The sequence below is a fragment of the Streptococcus suis genome, assembly GCF_017601095.1.
In the GTDB taxonomy this organism is placed as follows: Bacteria; Bacillota; Bacilli; order Lactobacillales; family Streptococcaceae; genus Streptococcus; species Streptococcus suis_Z.
The window spans coordinates 258115-274787 of sequence record NZ_JAGFUX010000002.1; the positions used below are offsets into that span (position 1 = coordinate 258115).

16 protein-coding genes are annotated in these 16673 nt (G+C 41.1%); all 16 read left to right on the top strand.

Annotated features, from left to right (window positions below; all coding sequences use genetic code 11):
• Window positions 1–60 precede the first annotated feature (60 nt).
• The 16 genes from J5566_RS02780 to ftsH all read left to right on the top strand — a co-directional run bounded on the left by J5566_RS02780 (window position 61) and on the right by ftsH (window position 16569).
• Window positions 61–819 carry a ParB/RepB/Spo0J family partition protein gene (locus tag J5566_RS02780; protein ID WP_208561969.1) on the top strand — a complete coding sequence of 253 codons (759 nt, stop codon included), beginning with the start codon at window positions 61–63 and terminating at the stop codon, window positions 817–819.
• A 203-nt stretch (window positions 820–1022) separates the two neighbouring features.
• A complete protein-coding gene (gene dnaA, locus J5566_RS02785; RefSeq protein ID WP_208561970.1) occupies window positions 1023–2405 on the top strand; it encodes a chromosomal replication initiator protein DnaA in 1383 nt (460 codons plus the stop codon).
• 155 nt (window positions 2406–2560) lie between these two features.
• A complete protein-coding gene (gene dnaN, locus J5566_RS02790; RefSeq protein ID WP_208561971.1) occupies window positions 2561–3697 on the top strand; it encodes a DNA polymerase III subunit beta in 1137 nt (378 codons plus the stop codon).
• Window positions 3698–3769: 72 nt separating this feature from the next.
• Window positions 3770–4651, top strand: coding sequence for a diacylglycerol/lipid kinase family protein (locus J5566_RS02795; protein ID WP_208561972.1), 882 nt, complete (start codon window positions 3770–3772; stop codon window positions 4649–4651).
• A gap of 9 nt (window positions 4652–4660) precedes the next feature.
• On the top strand, window positions 4661–4864 hold the full coding sequence (locus J5566_RS02800) for a DUF951 domain-containing protein (protein ID WP_208561973.1): 204 nt from the start codon (window positions 4661–4663) through the stop codon (window positions 4862–4864).
• A gap of 104 nt (window positions 4865–4968) precedes the next feature.
• Complete coding sequence (locus tag J5566_RS02805) at window positions 4969–5343, top strand: helix-turn-helix domain-containing protein (protein ID WP_208561974.1); 375 nt, start codon at window positions 4969–4971, stop codon at window positions 5341–5343.
• Window positions 5344–5428: 85 nt separating this feature from the next.
• Window positions 5429–6544: a redox-regulated ATPase YchF gene (gene ychF, locus J5566_RS02810; RefSeq protein WP_208561975.1), complete on the top strand. Its 1116-nt coding sequence runs from the start codon at window positions 5429–5431 to the stop codon at window positions 6542–6544.
• A gap of 53 nt (window positions 6545–6597) precedes the next feature.
• A complete protein-coding gene (pth, locus tag J5566_RS02815) occupies window positions 6598–7167 on the top strand; it encodes an aminoacyl-tRNA hydrolase (protein WP_172145697.1) in 570 nt (189 codons plus the stop codon).
• Window positions 7167–10661, top strand: coding sequence for a transcription-repair coupling factor (gene mfd, locus J5566_RS02820; protein WP_208561976.1), 3495 nt, complete (start codon window positions 7167–7169; stop codon window positions 10659–10661). The genes pth and mfd overlap by 1 nt, the downstream gene beginning before the upstream one ends.
• A gap of 50 nt (window positions 10662–10711) precedes the next feature.
• Window positions 10712–11002 (top strand): RNA-binding S4 domain-containing protein, encoded by a 291-nt coding sequence (locus J5566_RS02825; protein WP_208561977.1) that lies wholly within the window; start codon window positions 10712–10714, stop codon window positions 11000–11002.
• Window positions 10971–11342 (top strand): septum formation initiator family protein, encoded by a 372-nt coding sequence (locus tag J5566_RS02830; protein ID WP_208561978.1) that lies wholly within the window; start codon window positions 10971–10973, stop codon window positions 11340–11342. The genes J5566_RS02825 and J5566_RS02830 overlap by 32 nt, the downstream gene beginning before the upstream one ends.
• A complete protein-coding gene (locus J5566_RS02835) occupies window positions 11339–11461 on the top strand; it encodes an SP_0009 family protein (protein ID WP_398582963.1) in 123 nt (40 codons plus the stop codon). Before J5566_RS02830 ends, J5566_RS02835 begins: the two co-directional genes overlap by 4 nt.
• 24 nt (window positions 11462–11485) lie before the next feature.
• Window positions 11486–12766 (top strand): serine hydrolase, encoded by a 1281-nt coding sequence (locus J5566_RS02840; RefSeq protein ID WP_208561979.1) that lies wholly within the window; start codon window positions 11486–11488, stop codon window positions 12764–12766.
• Window positions 12766–14031: a tRNA lysidine(34) synthetase TilS gene (tilS, locus tag J5566_RS02845; RefSeq protein WP_208561990.1), complete on the top strand. Its 1266-nt coding sequence runs from the start codon at window positions 12766–12768 to the stop codon at window positions 14029–14031. The genes J5566_RS02840 and tilS overlap by 1 nt, the downstream gene beginning before the upstream one ends.
• Window positions 14032–14035: 4 nt before the next feature.
• Entirely contained in the window at window positions 14036–14578 is a 543-nt protein-coding gene (hpt, locus tag J5566_RS02850) for a hypoxanthine phosphoribosyltransferase (RefSeq protein WP_208561980.1), read from the top strand.
• 20 nt (window positions 14579–14598) lie between these two features.
• The gene (ftsH, locus tag J5566_RS02855) at window positions 14599–16569 is read left to right on the top strand and encodes an ATP-dependent zinc metalloprotease FtsH (protein WP_208561981.1); all 1971 of its coding nucleotides are present in this window, start codon (window positions 14599–14601) and stop codon (window positions 16567–16569) included.
• Window positions 16570–16673: the final 104 nt, after the last annotated feature.

Here is a 16673-nt window from a genome sequence, read left to right on the forward strand (position 1 = left end):
CAAGACCAACTCTACTTTACACTATTGTAAAGTAGAGTTTTTTTTGCTAGAATTAGCCTTATGGAAGAATTAATCTATCTATCTCCAAGGGATATTATTCCCAATCCCTATCAACCACGACAACAATTTGACCCTGACAAGCTTCAGGAATTGGCCAGGTCTATTCAGATGAACGGGATTATCCAACCCTTGATTGTTCGAAAATCGGCTATCCATGGCTATGAATTGCTGGCTGGTGAAAGACGGTTGCGAGCCAGTAAACTAGCAGGCTTAGAAGAAGTACCTGTAATTGTAAAGGAACTGACAGATAAGGAGTTGCTCAATCAAGCTATTATCGAAAATCTCCAACGCTCGGATCTCAACCCTATCGAGGAAGCCCAATCCTATCAACGGCTCATTGAGCGAGGTATGACCCATGACGAGATTGCTGGACAAATGGGAAAATCACGGCCCTATATCAGCAATATCCTCAGACTCCTACAGCTCAGTCCAGCCAGTCAGAAAGCAGTTGAAGGTGGTAGACTGAGCCAGGGACATGCTCGACTTCTTATCGGATTGTCAGAAGAAGAGCAGCAAAACTGGATTGAGACAATTGAAAAACAGGAGATAAGTGTCCGAAAACTAGAAAGTATCTTGGCTCCTCGAAAGAAAAAAGGAGTAGCTAAACAAGACCTATTTAAACAAGAAATCGAAAACCAACTGCGTAAGCGTTTTGGGACTCCGGTTCAGATTCACCAAAAAGCAAATGGGCAAGGAAAGCTATCCATCCACTTTTCAAACCAAGAAGAATTAGAAAGACTTATCAACAATTTAAAATAACCCTGTGAGTGTAATTCCTTCATCGACAGGTTTGTACACAGATAAAAGAAGTAGAAAAGGCTGGTAAAACCAGCCTTTTTCATATTTTCCACATATTGTGGAAAACTTTTATAAACAATGTGAATTAGTTTTTTTATCTGTGGAAAACTTTTGGCAATTATGGTACACTAGGGAAAAGTATTTTTCATCGAAAGGAGGCAGTCATGACGAAAGAAGAAGAATTTTGGTCTATTTTTATTGAGTTAGCCAAGGAAAATATTCCAAAAAACATCTATGAATTCTATATTGTTGGTGCTAGACTAGCCCAAATAACTGATAAAGAAGTGATTATCCAGCTTCCAAAAGAATTCAAGCAACGCTATTGGGAAAAGTCAAAGAACTTTAAAGAATTGATTGATGCTGCCAGCTACGAAGTCTACGGTAGGGATTTTCAACTTGATTTTAGGATTCTCGAGAAACTGGATTCACCAATGGACTTCCAGCCAGCCCCTCTAAAACAAGAAGTAGCAGTAACGAGAGTCGTTCAGGAAGAATTTGTACCACCATCTATTCAAAAAGGTCATCCTGACATTAAATCTCAATATACATTCGATAATTTTGTCCAGGGTGACAACAACATGCTCTCTAAAGCTGCAGCCTTGGCTGTAGCAGATAACCTTGGAGGCTATTACAACCCACTTTTTATCTATGGAGGCCCAGGATTAGGAAAAACTCATCTACTCAATGCAATTGGTAACCGTGTGCTTGAAGCCAATCCTCACGCGCGTGTGAAATATGTTACTTCCGAGACCTTCCTCAGTGACTATGTCGAGCACAATCGCCTGGATAAACTCAAGGACTTTGAGAACATGTACCGCAATCTTGACCTGCTCCTCATCGACGATATCCAGACCCTAAAAAATAAAAAGGCGACGCAGGAAGAATTCTTTAATACTTTCAATACCCTGCACGGAAAAAATAGCCAGATCGTCCTAACCAGTGACCGCAATCCTAAGAACCTGGATAACCTAGAAGAACGACTAGTCTCTCGTTTTAGCTGGGGCTTGACCAATGAAATTTACCCACCTGATTTGGAAACTCGGATTGCTATTTTACAGAGTAAAATCCAAGACAGTCCTTATGTCTTTCCGATGGAAACCTTGAAATACATCGCAGGATCCTTTGAATCCAATGTCCGAGACCTAGAAGGAGCCCTGAAAGATATTGACTTACTAGCTAAAATAAAGAATTTGGATGAAATCAGCGTTGAAGTGGCCGCAGAAGCAATTCGATCGCGCAACCAGTCCAATCCTCGCAATACAGTCATTCCAATTGAAAAAATCCAAACAGAAGTCGGTAATTTCTACGGAGTAAGCCTAAAGGAAATCCAGGGAGCCAAACGTGTACAACATATCGTGCACGCGCGTCAGGTAGCCATGTATTTGGCACGTGAAATGACAGATAATTCCCTTCCAAAAATTGGTCGAGCTTTTGGCAATCGTGACCATACAACCGTCATGCATGCCTACAATAAGATTCGCAACATGCTGGTGGACAGTGATAATCTAGAAATTGAAATCACCAATATCAAAAACAAGATTCGCTAGCTGTGGAAAAGTTTTTATTTTCATCCACAGTTTTCCACAAGTTGTGAACAAGCTAATTTTTCAGGCCTGACAAGGGTTGAAACTATTTTTCCACACTATACACAAGACCTACTACTACTACTAATCTTATTATTAATAAATATAAAGGAGAATCCATGATTCAATTCGCCATCAATAAGACAGTTTTTCTGCAAGCATTGAATATTACCAAAAGAGCCATCAGCAGTAAAAATGCAATCCCTGTTCTTTCAACTGTAAAAATCGATGTTACAACTGACGGTATCAGCCTTACAGGTTCGAATGGTCAGATTTCAATTGAAAATTATATTTCCGTTCAAGATGAAAATGCAGGGCTTTTGGTTAGTCAAACAGGCTCCATTCTTTTAGAAGCTGCCTTCTTCATCAATGTCATTTCTAGTCTTCCAGATATTGTTGTTGATTTTACTGAGATTGAACAAAAGCAAGTTGTGTTAACCAGTGGTAAATCAGAAATCACTCTGAAAGGAAAAGAAGCAGAACTCTACCCACGTTTGCAAGAAGTTCCAGCAACAACACCTTTGGTATTGGAAACCAAGTTATTGAAACAAACCATCAATGAAACAGCTTTTGCTGCATCGACTCAAGAAAGTCGCCCAATCTTGACTGGGGTTCATTTTGTTCTTTCAAACCATACAGAATTAAAGACAGTTGCAACAGACTCCCACCGTATGAGTCAACGTAAACTCCAACTTGAAAAAGCAGGAGATAATTTCAACGTGGTTATTCCAAGCCGCTCACTCAGAGAATTTACTTCAGTCTTTACCGATGAAGTGGAAACTGTAGAAGTCTTCTTCTCCAATAACCAACTCTTGTTCAGAAGCGAGCATATCAGCTTCTACACACGTTTGCTTGAAGGGACCTACCCAGATACTGACCGCTTGATTCCAGCAGAATTTAATACCAGCGCAGTATTTGATACTGCAAATCTCCGTCATGCCATGGAGCGTGCTCGACTCCTGTCAAATGCAACACAAAATGGAACGGTGAAGTTGGAAATCAAAGACGGTAGCGTAACAGCTCACGTTCACTCACCTGAAGTCGGAAAGGTAAATGAAGAATTGGATGCCCTAGAAGTGATTGGTCAGGATCTTGTCATTAGTTTCAACCCAAGTTACTTGATTGATTCATTGAAAGCTGTTGCTAGCGAGCAGGTAAAAATAAGCTTTATTTCTCCAGTCCGTCCATTTACAGTTGTACCAAATAAAGATGACAAATCTTTTATTCAATTGATCACGCCAGTTCGGACCAACTAAAATCCTAAAAAACGTTCTTCTAAGGACGTTTTTTTATGTTATACTAGAAAAAAATATGAAAATGAGTGGTATATGAAGCTATTTATTTTAGCCAATCCTCAGGCAGGGAGTAAGAGAGCACAGGCGCTTATCCAGGAGATATGTGATACTTATCCACAGCTAGCTCCTACTATTTTTTTGACCAGGGGAGTGGATGATGAGTACCGTCAGATTCAGGCTATCTTGGCGGAGTTCGAACCAGTTCAGGATGCTTTGTTGATTTTGGGAGGAGATGGAACCCTATCAAAAGCCTTAACGGCCCTGCCAAAGAACATCCCTTTTGCCTATTTTCCGACAGGATCTGGAAATGATTTTGCTCGTACCCTTGCTATCAAAGATATCCGTCAAGTGATGGAGGCGCTGATAGAAAAGCGCACAACCCCTATTACAGTTCTCCAATCGAATTTTGGAGTTGTCGTCAATAGTCTGGATCTAGGATTTGCTGCCCAGGTTATCGCCTATTCAGAAAGATCTAGGACCAAAAGATGGTTAAAGACAGTTGGTTTAGGGAAAATAGCCTATCTCTTATTTGGTCTAAGAAGTTTATTTGGCCAATCTGCTCTGTCTGTCCAAGTGGAGTTAGACGGGGAACGGATGCATTTAGACCGCCTATTCTTTCTATCCTTGGCCAACAATCCCTATTTTGGAGGGGGAATCATGATTTGGCCGGACGCCAGTCCCTTTCAATCCCAGCTGCACTTGGTCTGGTTTGCTACCGGTTCTCTCTTTTATCGAATAAAAGCGCTGCTGGAAATGATTTTTCATCGTCATAAGTCGTCTAAGATTATCCACCACCGCGAAGCCAAGGAAGTAATTGTAACAACAGATAAAGATTTATCCATTCAAATAGATGGTGAAGTAGTTGAAGCTAGCGAGATTGTTTTAACCTGTCAAGAACGTAGAATATACCGATAAGGAGGAAGTATGTATCAATTAGGATCATTTATCGAAATGAAAAAGCCCCACGCCTGTGTCATCAAATCGACCGGCAAGAAGGCCAATAAGTGGGAGGTTATCCGTCTAGGAGCGGATATTAAAATCCGCTGCAGTAACTGTGACCATGTCGTTATGATGAGCCGGCATGATTTTGAACGAAAAATGAAACAAGTGCTGCCAAGTGAAGCCTAGTTGACAGGTTGCAACTGCTGGTTGCGAATTTTTCCTAAAAAATGCTAGTCAACTCTTCCTTTCTAAACAATTCTAGACTTAGAAAAAAAAAGTAGGAAGTGACCATGAAGCAGTTAGCACAGCAAATTCGAGTTTTACGCACAGCCAAGAACCTATCCCAAGATGAGTTAGCAGAGAAACTCTATATTTCACGTCAGGCTGTTTCAAAGTGGGAAAATGGCGAAGCAACGCCAGATATTGACAAACTGGTACAGCTGGCAGAAATCTTTGGTGTTAGTCTGGATTATCTGGTTTTAGGAAAAGAGCCTGAGAAGGAAATTGTGGTGGAAGTCGAAAAGGAGCAACAAGGTAATGATTGGGAACCTTTGAAAGTTAGCAACGGCTGGGAATTTTTAGCTCGCTTCTGGTGGCTACCTCTCCCATTTCTCGGTTTTCTATCTTGGTTTTTACCTAAAATTCTTCCGAATATCTTCGGATAGTAAAAAGCTTGCCAAACAGCAAGCTTTTTCTCTACTTTTCTGCTATAATAGTCATGATTGAATTTTTAATTGGAGAGAAAAAAACATGGCTTTAACAGCAGGAATCGTCGGTTTGCCAAATGTTGGTAAATCAACCCTATTTAACGCAATTACCAAGGCAGGAGCAGAGGCAGCAAACTATCCTTTCGCGACTATTGATCCAAACGTCGGCATGGTGGAAGTGCCCGATGAGCGTCTGCAGAAGTTGACAGAACTCATCACCCCTAAAAAGACAGTCCCAACGACTTTTGAATTTACCGATATTGCCGGTATCGTAAAAGGTGCTTCTAAAGGTGAAGGGCTTGGAAATAAATTCTTGGCCAATATCCGTGAGGTTGATGCCATTGTCCACGTTGTGCGTGCCTTTGATGATGAAAATGTCATGCGTGAACAAGGCCGTGAAGACGCCTTTGTGGATCCAATCGCAGATATTGATACAATCAACTTAGAATTGATTTTGGCGGACCTAGAGAGCATCAACAAGCGTTATGCGCGTGTAGAAAAAATGGCGCGTACGCAAAAAGACAAGGATTCTGTGGCAGAATTTGCAGTCCTTGAAAAAATCAAACCTGTCCTAGAAGACGGAAAATCTGCCCGTACGGTTGTCTTTACCGATGAAGAACAAAAAATCGTCAAGCAACTTTTCCTTTTGACGACCAAGCCAGTCCTCTATGTTGCCAATGTCGATGAAGATAAGGTAGCAGACCCTGATTCTATCAACTATGTGCAACAAATCCGCGACTTTGCGGCAACAGAAAATGCAGAAGTAGTGGTGATTTCTGCGCGTGCAGAAGAAGAAATTTCAGAACTCGACGATGAAGACAAGGGTGAGTTTTTGGAAGCTCTTGGCTTGACAGAATCTGGCGTGGATAAATTGACCCGTGCAGCCTACCATTTGCTTGGACTTGGCACCTACTTTACAGCAGGAGAGAAGGAAGTTCGTGCTTGGACTTTCAAACGTGGCATCAAGGCTCCACAAGCCGCTGGTATCATCCACTCAGACTTTGAAAAAGGCTTTATCCGTGCGGTCACCATGTCTTATGATGATTTGATGACCTACGGATCTGAGAAGGCTGTTAAAGAAGCAGGACGCCTTCGTGAAGAAGGAAAAGAGTATGTGGTTCAGGATGGGGACATCATGGAGTTCCGCTTTAACGTCTAATAGACAATCAGGTTGGAAAGTATTTTCCAGCCTTTTGGTATTAAGGAGAAAAAATGACACGATTGATCATCGGTCTCGGAAATCCCGGAGACCGCTATTTTGAAACCAAGCACAATGTCGGCTTTATGCTGCTGGATAAGATTGCCAAGCGTGAAAATGTGACCTTTAACCACGATAAAATTTTTCAAGCGGATATTGCTACTACCTTTATTGACGGCGAGAAAATTTTCCTAGTCAAGCCAACGACCTTTATGAATGAATCTGGTAAGGCTGTCCATGCTCTGATGACTTATTATGGTCTGGATGAGACCGATATTCTGGTGGCTTACGACGACTTGGACATGGCAGTTGGGAAAATCCGTTTCCGTCAAAAAGGCTCAGCAGGTGGCCACAATGGGATTAAATCTATTGTCAAGCATATTGGGACACAGGAATTTGACCGCATTAAAATCGGTATTGGCCGTCCAAAAGGAAAAATGAGCGTTGTCAATCATGTCTTGTCAGGGTTTGACACAGAAGACCGTATCGAGATTGACTTGGCCTTAGATAAACTTGACAAGGCTGTCAACTTTTATCTAGAAGAAGATGATTTTGATACTATTATGAGAAAGTTTAACGGATAATGAACTTATTAGATTTACTAGGTCAGAATAAGACTATTCAAAGCTGGCAGGCCAATCTGAATAAAAATACTAGACAACTGGTTATGGGACTGTCAGGAAGTAGCAAGGCCCTAACTATTGCATCGGCCTATGACTCCCTTTCGGAAAAAATCTTACTGGTCACAGCCAGTCAGAATGAAGCTGAAAAATTAGTAGGGGGTTTGGCAGCCATTTTAGGGAATGAAGTGGTTTACAACTTCTTTACAGATGATAGCCCATTGGCAGAATTTGTTTTTGCTTCAAAGGACAGAACTCAATCTCGTATAGCTAGTTTGAACTTTCTATTAGATCCAACAACAAGTGGGATTCTAGTAGCCAGCGTGGCAGCTTGTCGGATTTTATTACCCAGTCCAAATACATTCCGTCAAGCTAAACTAGATTTGTCTATTGGGCAAGAAATAGAAATTGACAGACTTGTCAATCAGTTGACAGCGATTGGCTATAAAAAGGTGTCACGTGTACTGAGTGCAGGAGAATTTAGCCAACGTGGTGATATTCTCGATATTTTTGATATCAATGCAGAGCTTCCCTATCGCTTGGAATTCTTTGGAGATGAAATCGATGGTATTCGGACCTTTGATGTGGAGAGTCAAAAATCATTAGATACTTGTGAACAGGTAACTATTTCCCCGGCTTCTGAGATGATTTTCTCACCAGAAGATTTTTTGCGTGTCAGTGAAAAACTTGAAGCCTCAATTGAGAGTTCACAATCAGAGGAACAAATTTCCTACTTGAAGGAAGTTTTAGCAGATGTCAAAACAGATTATCGACACCCTGATTTGTCCCGATTTACTTCTTTCCTCTATGAGAAAGAATGGACCTTGCTGGACTATCTACCAGCAGGCTCTCCAGTCTTCTTAGATGATTTTCATAAGATTGCGGATCGGCACGCTCAGTTTGATAAGGAAGTAGCAGGGATCTTGACAGATGATTTACAAAAAGGTAAAGCAGTGTCAAGTCTCAATTACTTTGCCTCTTCCTACCAAAAACTTCGAACTTACAAGCCAGCAACCTTCTTTTCCACTTTTCAAAAGGGGTTAGGAAATCTGCGTTTCGATGCTATTCATTCCTTAAATCAGCATCCCATGCAGGAATTTTTCAACCAAATTCCCCTTTTGAAAGACGAATTAGCTCGCTATGCCAAATCAAACTATACAGTCATTGTTCAGGCAGAATCGCAGACATCTTTACAGGGTTTACAGAAAACGTTACAGGAATATGATATTCACTTGCCTGTTTACCAACCGCATGACTTGTTAGCAGGGCAGCAACAGGTTACTATTGGTTCCTTGTCCAGCGGTTTTCATTTCCTAGATGAAAAACTCGTCCTTATTACAGAACGCGAAATTTTCCATAAGAAAATCAAGCGGAAAATCAGACGGAAAAATATTTCCAATGCCGAACGACTGAAAGACTACACAGAGCTGGCTGTGGGAGATTATGTTGTCCACCATGTGCATGGAATTGGTCAGTATCTGGGTATTGAAACCATTGTTGTATCTGGTATTCACAGGGATTACCTGACCATTCAGTACCAAAATTCTGATAGGATTTCCCTGCCTGTTGACCAGATTGACCTGCTGTCTAAGTATTTGGCGTCAGACGGAAAAACACCCAAGGTTAACAAACTCAACGACGGCCGTTTCCAAAAGACCAAGCAAAAGGTGCAGAAGCAAGTCGAGGACATTGCCGATGACCTGATAAAACTCTATGCCGAACGCAGTCAGCTCAAGGGCTTTGCCTATTCTCCCGACGATACCAACCAGGCAGAGTTTGATGAGGCTTTCGCCTATGCGGAAACCGATGACCAAATCCGATCCATTCAGGAAATCAAGAAAGATATGGAGAAAGACTCTCCTATGGATCGCCTCTTGGTCGGTGATGTCGGTTTTGGTAAGACAGAAGTTGCCATGCGGGCAGCTTTCAAGGCGGTCAACGACGGCAAGCAGGTGGCCATTTTGGTACCCACCACAGTTTTGGCTCAGCAGCACTACACCAATTTCCAGGAACGCTTTGCGGATTTCCCTGTCAACATCGAGGTCATGAGTCGGTTTAAGACCAAGGCAGAGCAGGCTGCGACCTTAGAAAGACTGAAAAAGGGACAGGTGGATATCCTGATTGGTACCCACAGACTCTTGTCACAAGATGTCGTTTTCGCAGACTTAGGTTTACTGGTCATTGACGAAGAGCAACGCTTTGGTGTCAAGCATAAGGAACGATTGAAGGAACTCAAGAAAAAAATCGATGTCCTGACATTGACAGCGACACCTATTCCACGCACCCTTCAAATGTCCATGCTTGGTATCCGCGACTTGTCTGTTATAGAAACACCGCCAACCAATCGCTATCCCGTCCAAACCTATGTCATGGAAACCAATACAAGTGTTATTCGTGATGCAATTCTACGAGAAATAGACAGAGGGGGACAGGTTTACTACCTTTACAATAAAGTTGACACTATTGAACAGAAAGTTTCTGAATTGAAGGAATTGGTCCCTGAAGCCTCTATCGGCTATGTTCACGGACAGATGTCAGAAATCCAGTTGGAAAATACCCTCTTTGCCTTTATTGAAGGAGAATACGATGTCTTGGTAACGACAACTATTATTGAAACAGGTGTCGATATTCCCAATGCCAATACCCTCTTTATCGAAAATGCTGACCATATGGGCCTGTCAACTCTCTATCAACTGCGAGGCCGTGTCGGTCGTTCCAATCGAATTGCCTACGCCTATCTTATGTATCGCCCGGACAAGTCCTTGACAGAAGTGGCTGAAAAACGCTTAGAGGCCATCAAAGGTTTTACAGAGCTAGGCTCTGGTTTCAAGATTGCCATGCAAGATTTGTCTATCCGTGGTGCAGGAAATATCTTGGGAGCAGCTCAGTCTGGCTTCATTGATTCCGTTGGGTACGAGCTTTATTCTCAGTTACTAGAACAAGCTATCCTTGAAAAGCAAGGTAAGGCTCAAAAACGTCAGAAGAGCAATGCAGAAATCAATCTTGGAATTGATGCTTACTTACCGACGGACTATATTGCTGACCAACGTCAGAAAATTGAGATTTACAAACGAATCAAGCAAATTGACACTCGTGTAAACTACCAAGAATTGCAAGATGAGTTGATAGACCGGTTTGGTGAATACCCAGACGTGGTGGCCTATTTACTTGAAATTGGTTTACTAAAAGCCTTTTTAGATCAAACCTTTACCCAGTTAGTTGAACGAAAAGACCAGCAGGTTACAGTGCGATTTGAAGCAATGGCTGGTCAACATTTCTTGACACAAGACTATTTTGAAGCTCTTTCTGCGACTCAATTGAAAGCGCGCATTGCTGAAAATAAGGGCCAACTAGAAGTCATTTTCATTGTAAGAGGGAAGAAGGATTTTGAGATTCTGGAAGAATTGATGCTTTTTGCCGAAAAACTAGTTGAAATCAAGCGGAGAAAAGTGGGATAATTCCTGCATTTTCAATAAAACATGATAAAATAAAGAGATGAGGTGAAATCATGAGATTAGATAAATATTTGAAAGTTTCCCGTATCATTAAACGGAGAACAGTTGCAAAGGAAGTTGCAGATAAGGGCCGTATCAAAATAAATGGCATTTTGGCTAAATCTTCAACAGATGTCAAGCTAGAAGACCAGATTGAAATCCGATTTGGGAACAAATTATTGACTGTAAAGGTTCTTGAAATGAAGGACAGTACCAAGAAAGAATATGCACTGAAAATGTATGAAATAATCAGTGAGACAAGGATAGAAACTGATGAAGAAGTCGAAAATCGTTCAAATCAATAATGCTTATATCCAGAACCAACGTGAGAAAAGCAAGCTGACCTTGGCAGAAAAGCGCCAGAAAAATCGCTTTATGGCCTCCATTTTGATTTTAGTGGTCTTTTTGTTCATTTTGCCAACCTATAACCTAGTTCAAAGTTACCAAACTTTGAAAGACAGGGAGAGCCAGTTGGTAGAATTGGAAAACCAGTACCAAAATCTTGTTGCTGAGCAAGAAGAGCGCGCAGCTTTGGTCAAACAATTAGAAAATGAAGACTTTGCAGCTAAATATGTTCGTGCCAAATACCAGTGGTCTAAGGAAGGGGAATTTATCTATAATATTCCAGGGATACTGCCGCAATGATGTCATCTATCTTTGAAACAGTTGAAAAGTTCTTGCAATATTCTGATGATAAACTAGAAGAGTTATCTGAAAAAAATAAGGAATTAAAACTGGCACAAGAAGAGCCAGACGAAAACTAATGAAAAGTATGGAAAGGAGGGGACATGCAGTTCGTTTTATTGCTATTGTTATTGCCAGTATTATGGAACGCTACTAGGGTAGATAGCACAGAGCTTCCATTTCAACTAAGCAACCAAGAACGCTATCAGTTGAATTATAAGTCCTATAATACGGATTTTCAAACTGTCCCAACCAATCCAAATGTATTTGCTACAATCTCGACATTTTCGGACCAATCCTTGACAGAAAAAGTGGGGACGATTGAACCCAATCAAGTCTTTAGCATTGTCGGAGTTAGTGTCAATGACCAGCAAGTCTTGGTTTTTCAATTAGAAGACCAGACTTACATTGCTGCAGATCCGGCGCTGATTTACGATGATAGCATACTTTCGAGCCAAGATGTGGATCAAACTTATTGGACAAAGGCAGATGCAGTTTTCTATACCAGCCCGATTGCCAATCAAGCCCAAGTGAGTCAAAAGCAGAAAAAAGCCTACCAAGCTGTTCAAGTGGATCGATTAGCAGAAACACATTGGGGACTCTTTGCTCATGTAGAAGGACTAGGCTGGATTGCCATGGAAGATTTGTCTGCAACAGACAACCGCATGGAAGCTGTTCAGCAGTTATTAAAAGAAAAGTATGACAAAGATACTCTTTCAATCTACGTTCAGCAGCTTGAGACAGGTCAAACAGCTGGAGTGAATGAAGATAAACTCATGTATGCTGCATCCACTAGTAAATTAGCGACCCTTTATTATGCTCAAGAAGTCATTAATGCTGGAGAATTCCAACTTAATCAACCTCTTACCTATACCAAAGAAACCTTGGAATTCTATGGTGCATTTGATGCTTCTGGAAGCGGTTCTCTTCCAAAAACAGCTAATAATAAAGAGTATAGTGTCGAGGATTTGATTAATCGGACAGCCAAAGAATCCGATAATGTAGCTAGCAATATTCTTGCTTATTACACAAGCCATCAATTTGATGCGACGTTTACCGCTACCATTGAAGGCATTGTTGGCCAAAAATGGGACATGGAAGAACGACTTGCTTCTGCAAAGATGGCTGGAAAAATGATGGAAAAACTCTATGAACAAAATGGCTATGTTTTGGAGAGTTTAAAAGAAACTAAGTTCGACAATCAACGGATTTCTAAAGATATTCCCGTTCCAGTTGCCCATAAGATTGGAGATGCCTATGATTTTCGACATGATGTGGCAGTCGTTTATACAGACAGTCCCTTCATTCTTTCCATCTTTACAGAAAAATCTACCTACGACACGATGTCACAAATCGCAAAAGATGTGTATGAGATTCTAAAATGATAAAAAAACAATTTTTAAAAGTGACACAAGATGGTCACTTTTTTGATAAACACAAACGTGTCCTCTTGGCGATTTCAGGAGGAAAAGACTCTATGAACCTCCTTCAGCTACTCTATCATTATCGCAAGGACTTAGGAATCGAACTGGGGCTAGCCCATGTCAACTATAAGCTCCGACCAAGTTCTGACCAGGAAGAAACCTATCTCCAAAACTGGGCCCATCAACATGGGTTGGCCTTTTACTGTCGGTCTTTTCAAGGTGCCTTTACAGAAGAACGAGGGCGAGATTTTCGTTACCAATTCTTTAAAGACATCATGGAGTCAGAAGATTATAGCGCTTTAGTGACTGCCCACCATGCGGATGATCAGGCAGAAACTATCTTTATGAAATTGGTGAGAGGCAGCCGTCTGATTCATCTGGCAGGCATGCAACCAGTCCAAGATTTTCCACCAGGCCAGTTGATTCGCCCGATTTTACACTTTAGAAAATCAGATTTAGAGGACTGCTTTCATTTTGATGACCAATCTAACCAGTCACCAGCATTTTTTAGAAATAGGGTTCGAAACAATTACCTTCCCCGGTTGGAAAAAGAAAATCCTGCCATTTCACAAGCTTTGATTGAACTAGGTCAAGAAAGTCATACTTTTAAACAGGCGCTGATCGATTTGACAAAGGGGATGGATGTGACAAATCTTGCGACTTTTTTGGGACAAAGCAGAGCAGTACAACACGTTTTACTACAGCTTTACTTGCAAGAGTTTCCTGACCTTCATCTTTCAAAATCCCAATTCAAAGAATTGCACCATATAATAGTAGAAAAGGCAAATGTTCACACCTATTTGAAAAATGGCTACTGGTTTAAAAAAGACTACAAGACCATGTCTATTCAAAAAATAGGACCTGAGACGGATAGTGCACCCCAAGACATTGTGATAAAATCAGATGGTATTTTTCATTGGGGACCCTATCTGGTCACTAAAAATCAGCCCCTTCCTGATGCTTGGAATCTTGCTTTGCCGTCAGAAAATCCTATCCTATTACGAACCTGGCAGCCAGGCGACCGAATTCTCTTAAATGGGATTCAAAAGAAAGTGAGTCGCTATTTTATAGACAATAAAATTCCATTTTCTGAACGTCGCAGGGCAGCCGTGATTGAACAAGATGGAAAAATTCTTGGAATTTCCAATATTGCTACTAGTGATTTGAGTAAATCTGCAAAAAATGATATAATCAAAGCTACATTATACATAAAAATGAAAGAGTAGACTTATGCTGGAAAAAGACATTAAAAAAGTTCTGATTACGGAAGAAGAGATTGCTGCCAAGTGTAAAGAATTAGGAAAAGTTCTGACAGAAGACTATGCAGGAAAAAATCCAATTCTTGTTGGTATCTTGAAGGGCTCTATTCCTTTCATGGCAGAATTGATCAAACATATCGATACACATATCGAGACGGACTACATGGTGGTGTCTAGCTACCACGGTGGCACAGAAAGCAGCGGAACTGTAAAAATCATCAAAGATTTGGATAACAGCGTTGCTGGTCGCGATATTCTCTTTATTGAAGATATCATTGATACTGGTCGTACACTCAAAGAATTAAAAGAGTTGTTTGCGCTACGTCAAGCAAATTCAATTAAAATTGCTACTTTGATTGACAAACCAGAAGGTCGTGTAGTGGAAATTGAAGCGGATTATTCAGGCTTTACTGTTCCAAAAGAATTTTTAGTTGGATTTGGATTGGATTACAATGAAAACTATCGTAATCTTCCTTATGTCGGTGTATTGAAAGAGGAAGTCTATTCAATTTAATAGAAGGTTTTTGCTAATTTATGAACAAACAGCCCAATAAAGGATTTATTAGAAATCCTTTTCTCATTATTCTCATCATTGCGACACTGATTACAGGATTCCAATTCATGAATGCTGGCAGTCAGGTAGCAACCCAGGAAATTTCCTACTCAACCGTTCTAGAAGAATTAAAGAATGGAAATGTTACGGAACTCACCTACCAACCCAATAGCAGTATTATTGAAATCAAGGGTACTTATAAGAATGCAGTAGAAGCAAAAAGTGAGCTAGCTTCCTCTATCAAGCTCTTCCAGGTATCTGACACGCAAACTTATAAAAACTTTACGTCAACGATTTTAGCTTCCGATTCAACCTTGTCAACCCTTCAAAGTCTAGCGGATGAGCAAGGTGTAGATGTGACAATCAAACCAGAATCTTCTAATAGCTTGTGGTTAAATATCCTGCTGAACCTATTCCCACTTGTCTTGTTCGGTGTCTTCTTCATGATGATGATGAACCAAGGTGGTGGCGGTGCACGTGGTGCCATGAATTTTGGTCGCAATAAAGCCAAAGCCTTGGAACAGAGCAATATCAAGGTTCGATTCTCAGATGTTGCAGGTGCGGAAGAAGAAAAACTAGAGTTGGTAGAGGTTGTAGAATTCCTGAAAGAACCAAAACGCTTTACCAAACTAGGTGCCCGGATTCCAGCCGGTGTCTTACTAGAAGGCCCTCCAGGAACTGGTAAGACCCTTTTGGCAAAAGCTGTCGCTGGAGAAGCAGGAGTTCCATTCTTCTCTATTTCTGGTTCTGATTTTGTCGAAATGTTTGTCGGTGTCGGTGCTAGCCGTGTTCGTTCATTGTTTGAAGATGCGAAAAAAGCTGCGCCAGCAATCATTTTTATCGATGAAATTGATGCTGTCGGTCGCCAACGTGGTGTTGGAATGGGTGGCGGTAACGACGAACGTGAACAAACCCTCAACCAACTTTTGATCGAAATGGATGGTTTTGAAGGCAACGAAGGAATTATTGTTATTGCCGCAACCAACCGAAGTGATGTTCTTGATCCAGCTCTTTTACGTCCAGGACGATTTGACCGGAAGGTACTTGTCGGCCGTCCAGATGTCAAGGGTCGTGAAGCGATTCTAAAAGTTCATGCTAAAAACAAGCCGTTGGCAGACGATGTTGATTTGAAATTAGTTGCCCAACAGACACCAGGGTTTGTTGGTGCTGATTTGGAAAACGTACTGAACGAAGCAGCGCTTGTTGCAGCACGTCGCAATAAAGACAAGATTGATGCAGCAGATATTGATGAAGCAGAAGATCGTGTTATTGCAGGTCCTTCAAAGAAAGATCGCCAAGTTTCAGCCAAAGAACGAGAAATCGTGGCCTATCACGAAGCCGGTCATACAATTGTCGGGCTTGTCTTGTCAAATGCTCGTGAAGTCCATAAGGTAACAATTGTTCCACGTGGCCGTGCAGGTGGCTATATGATTGCACTTCCTAAAGAAGACCAAATGCTCCTATCTAAAGAAGATATGAAAGAGCAATTGGCAGGCTTGATGGGCGGTCGTGTCGCAGAGGAAATTATTTTCAATACTCAAACAACCGGTGCTTCAAATGACTTTGAACAAGCTACTCAAATGGCGCGTGCTATGGTAGCTGAATACGGAATGAGTGAGAAAATGGGTCCAATGCAATATGAAGGTAGCCATGCGATGTTCGGTGCACAAACAACACAAAAATATATCTCGGAACAAACAGCCTACGAATTGGACACAGAAGTTCGCAATATATTGACAGAAGCTCATAATAAAGCAGCTGAGATTATCCATGATAACCGTGAGAAACACCAACTCATCGCGGAAGCTCTTCTTAAGTATGAAACTTTGGATAGTGTACAGATTAAAGCTTTGTATGAAACAGGTCAAATGCCAATGGATAGTGAATTATCCGAAGATGAAGAAGTACATCCACTTTCTTACGATGAAATAAAAGAAAAACTAGACCAGTAATGGTTTAGTTTTTTTGAATTTTTTTTTTGTAATCGGACATTTATGTCCTGTTCAGGAGTTGATATAGGTAGTAGAATGAAAACAAAAGTAGGAAGAGGTAGACT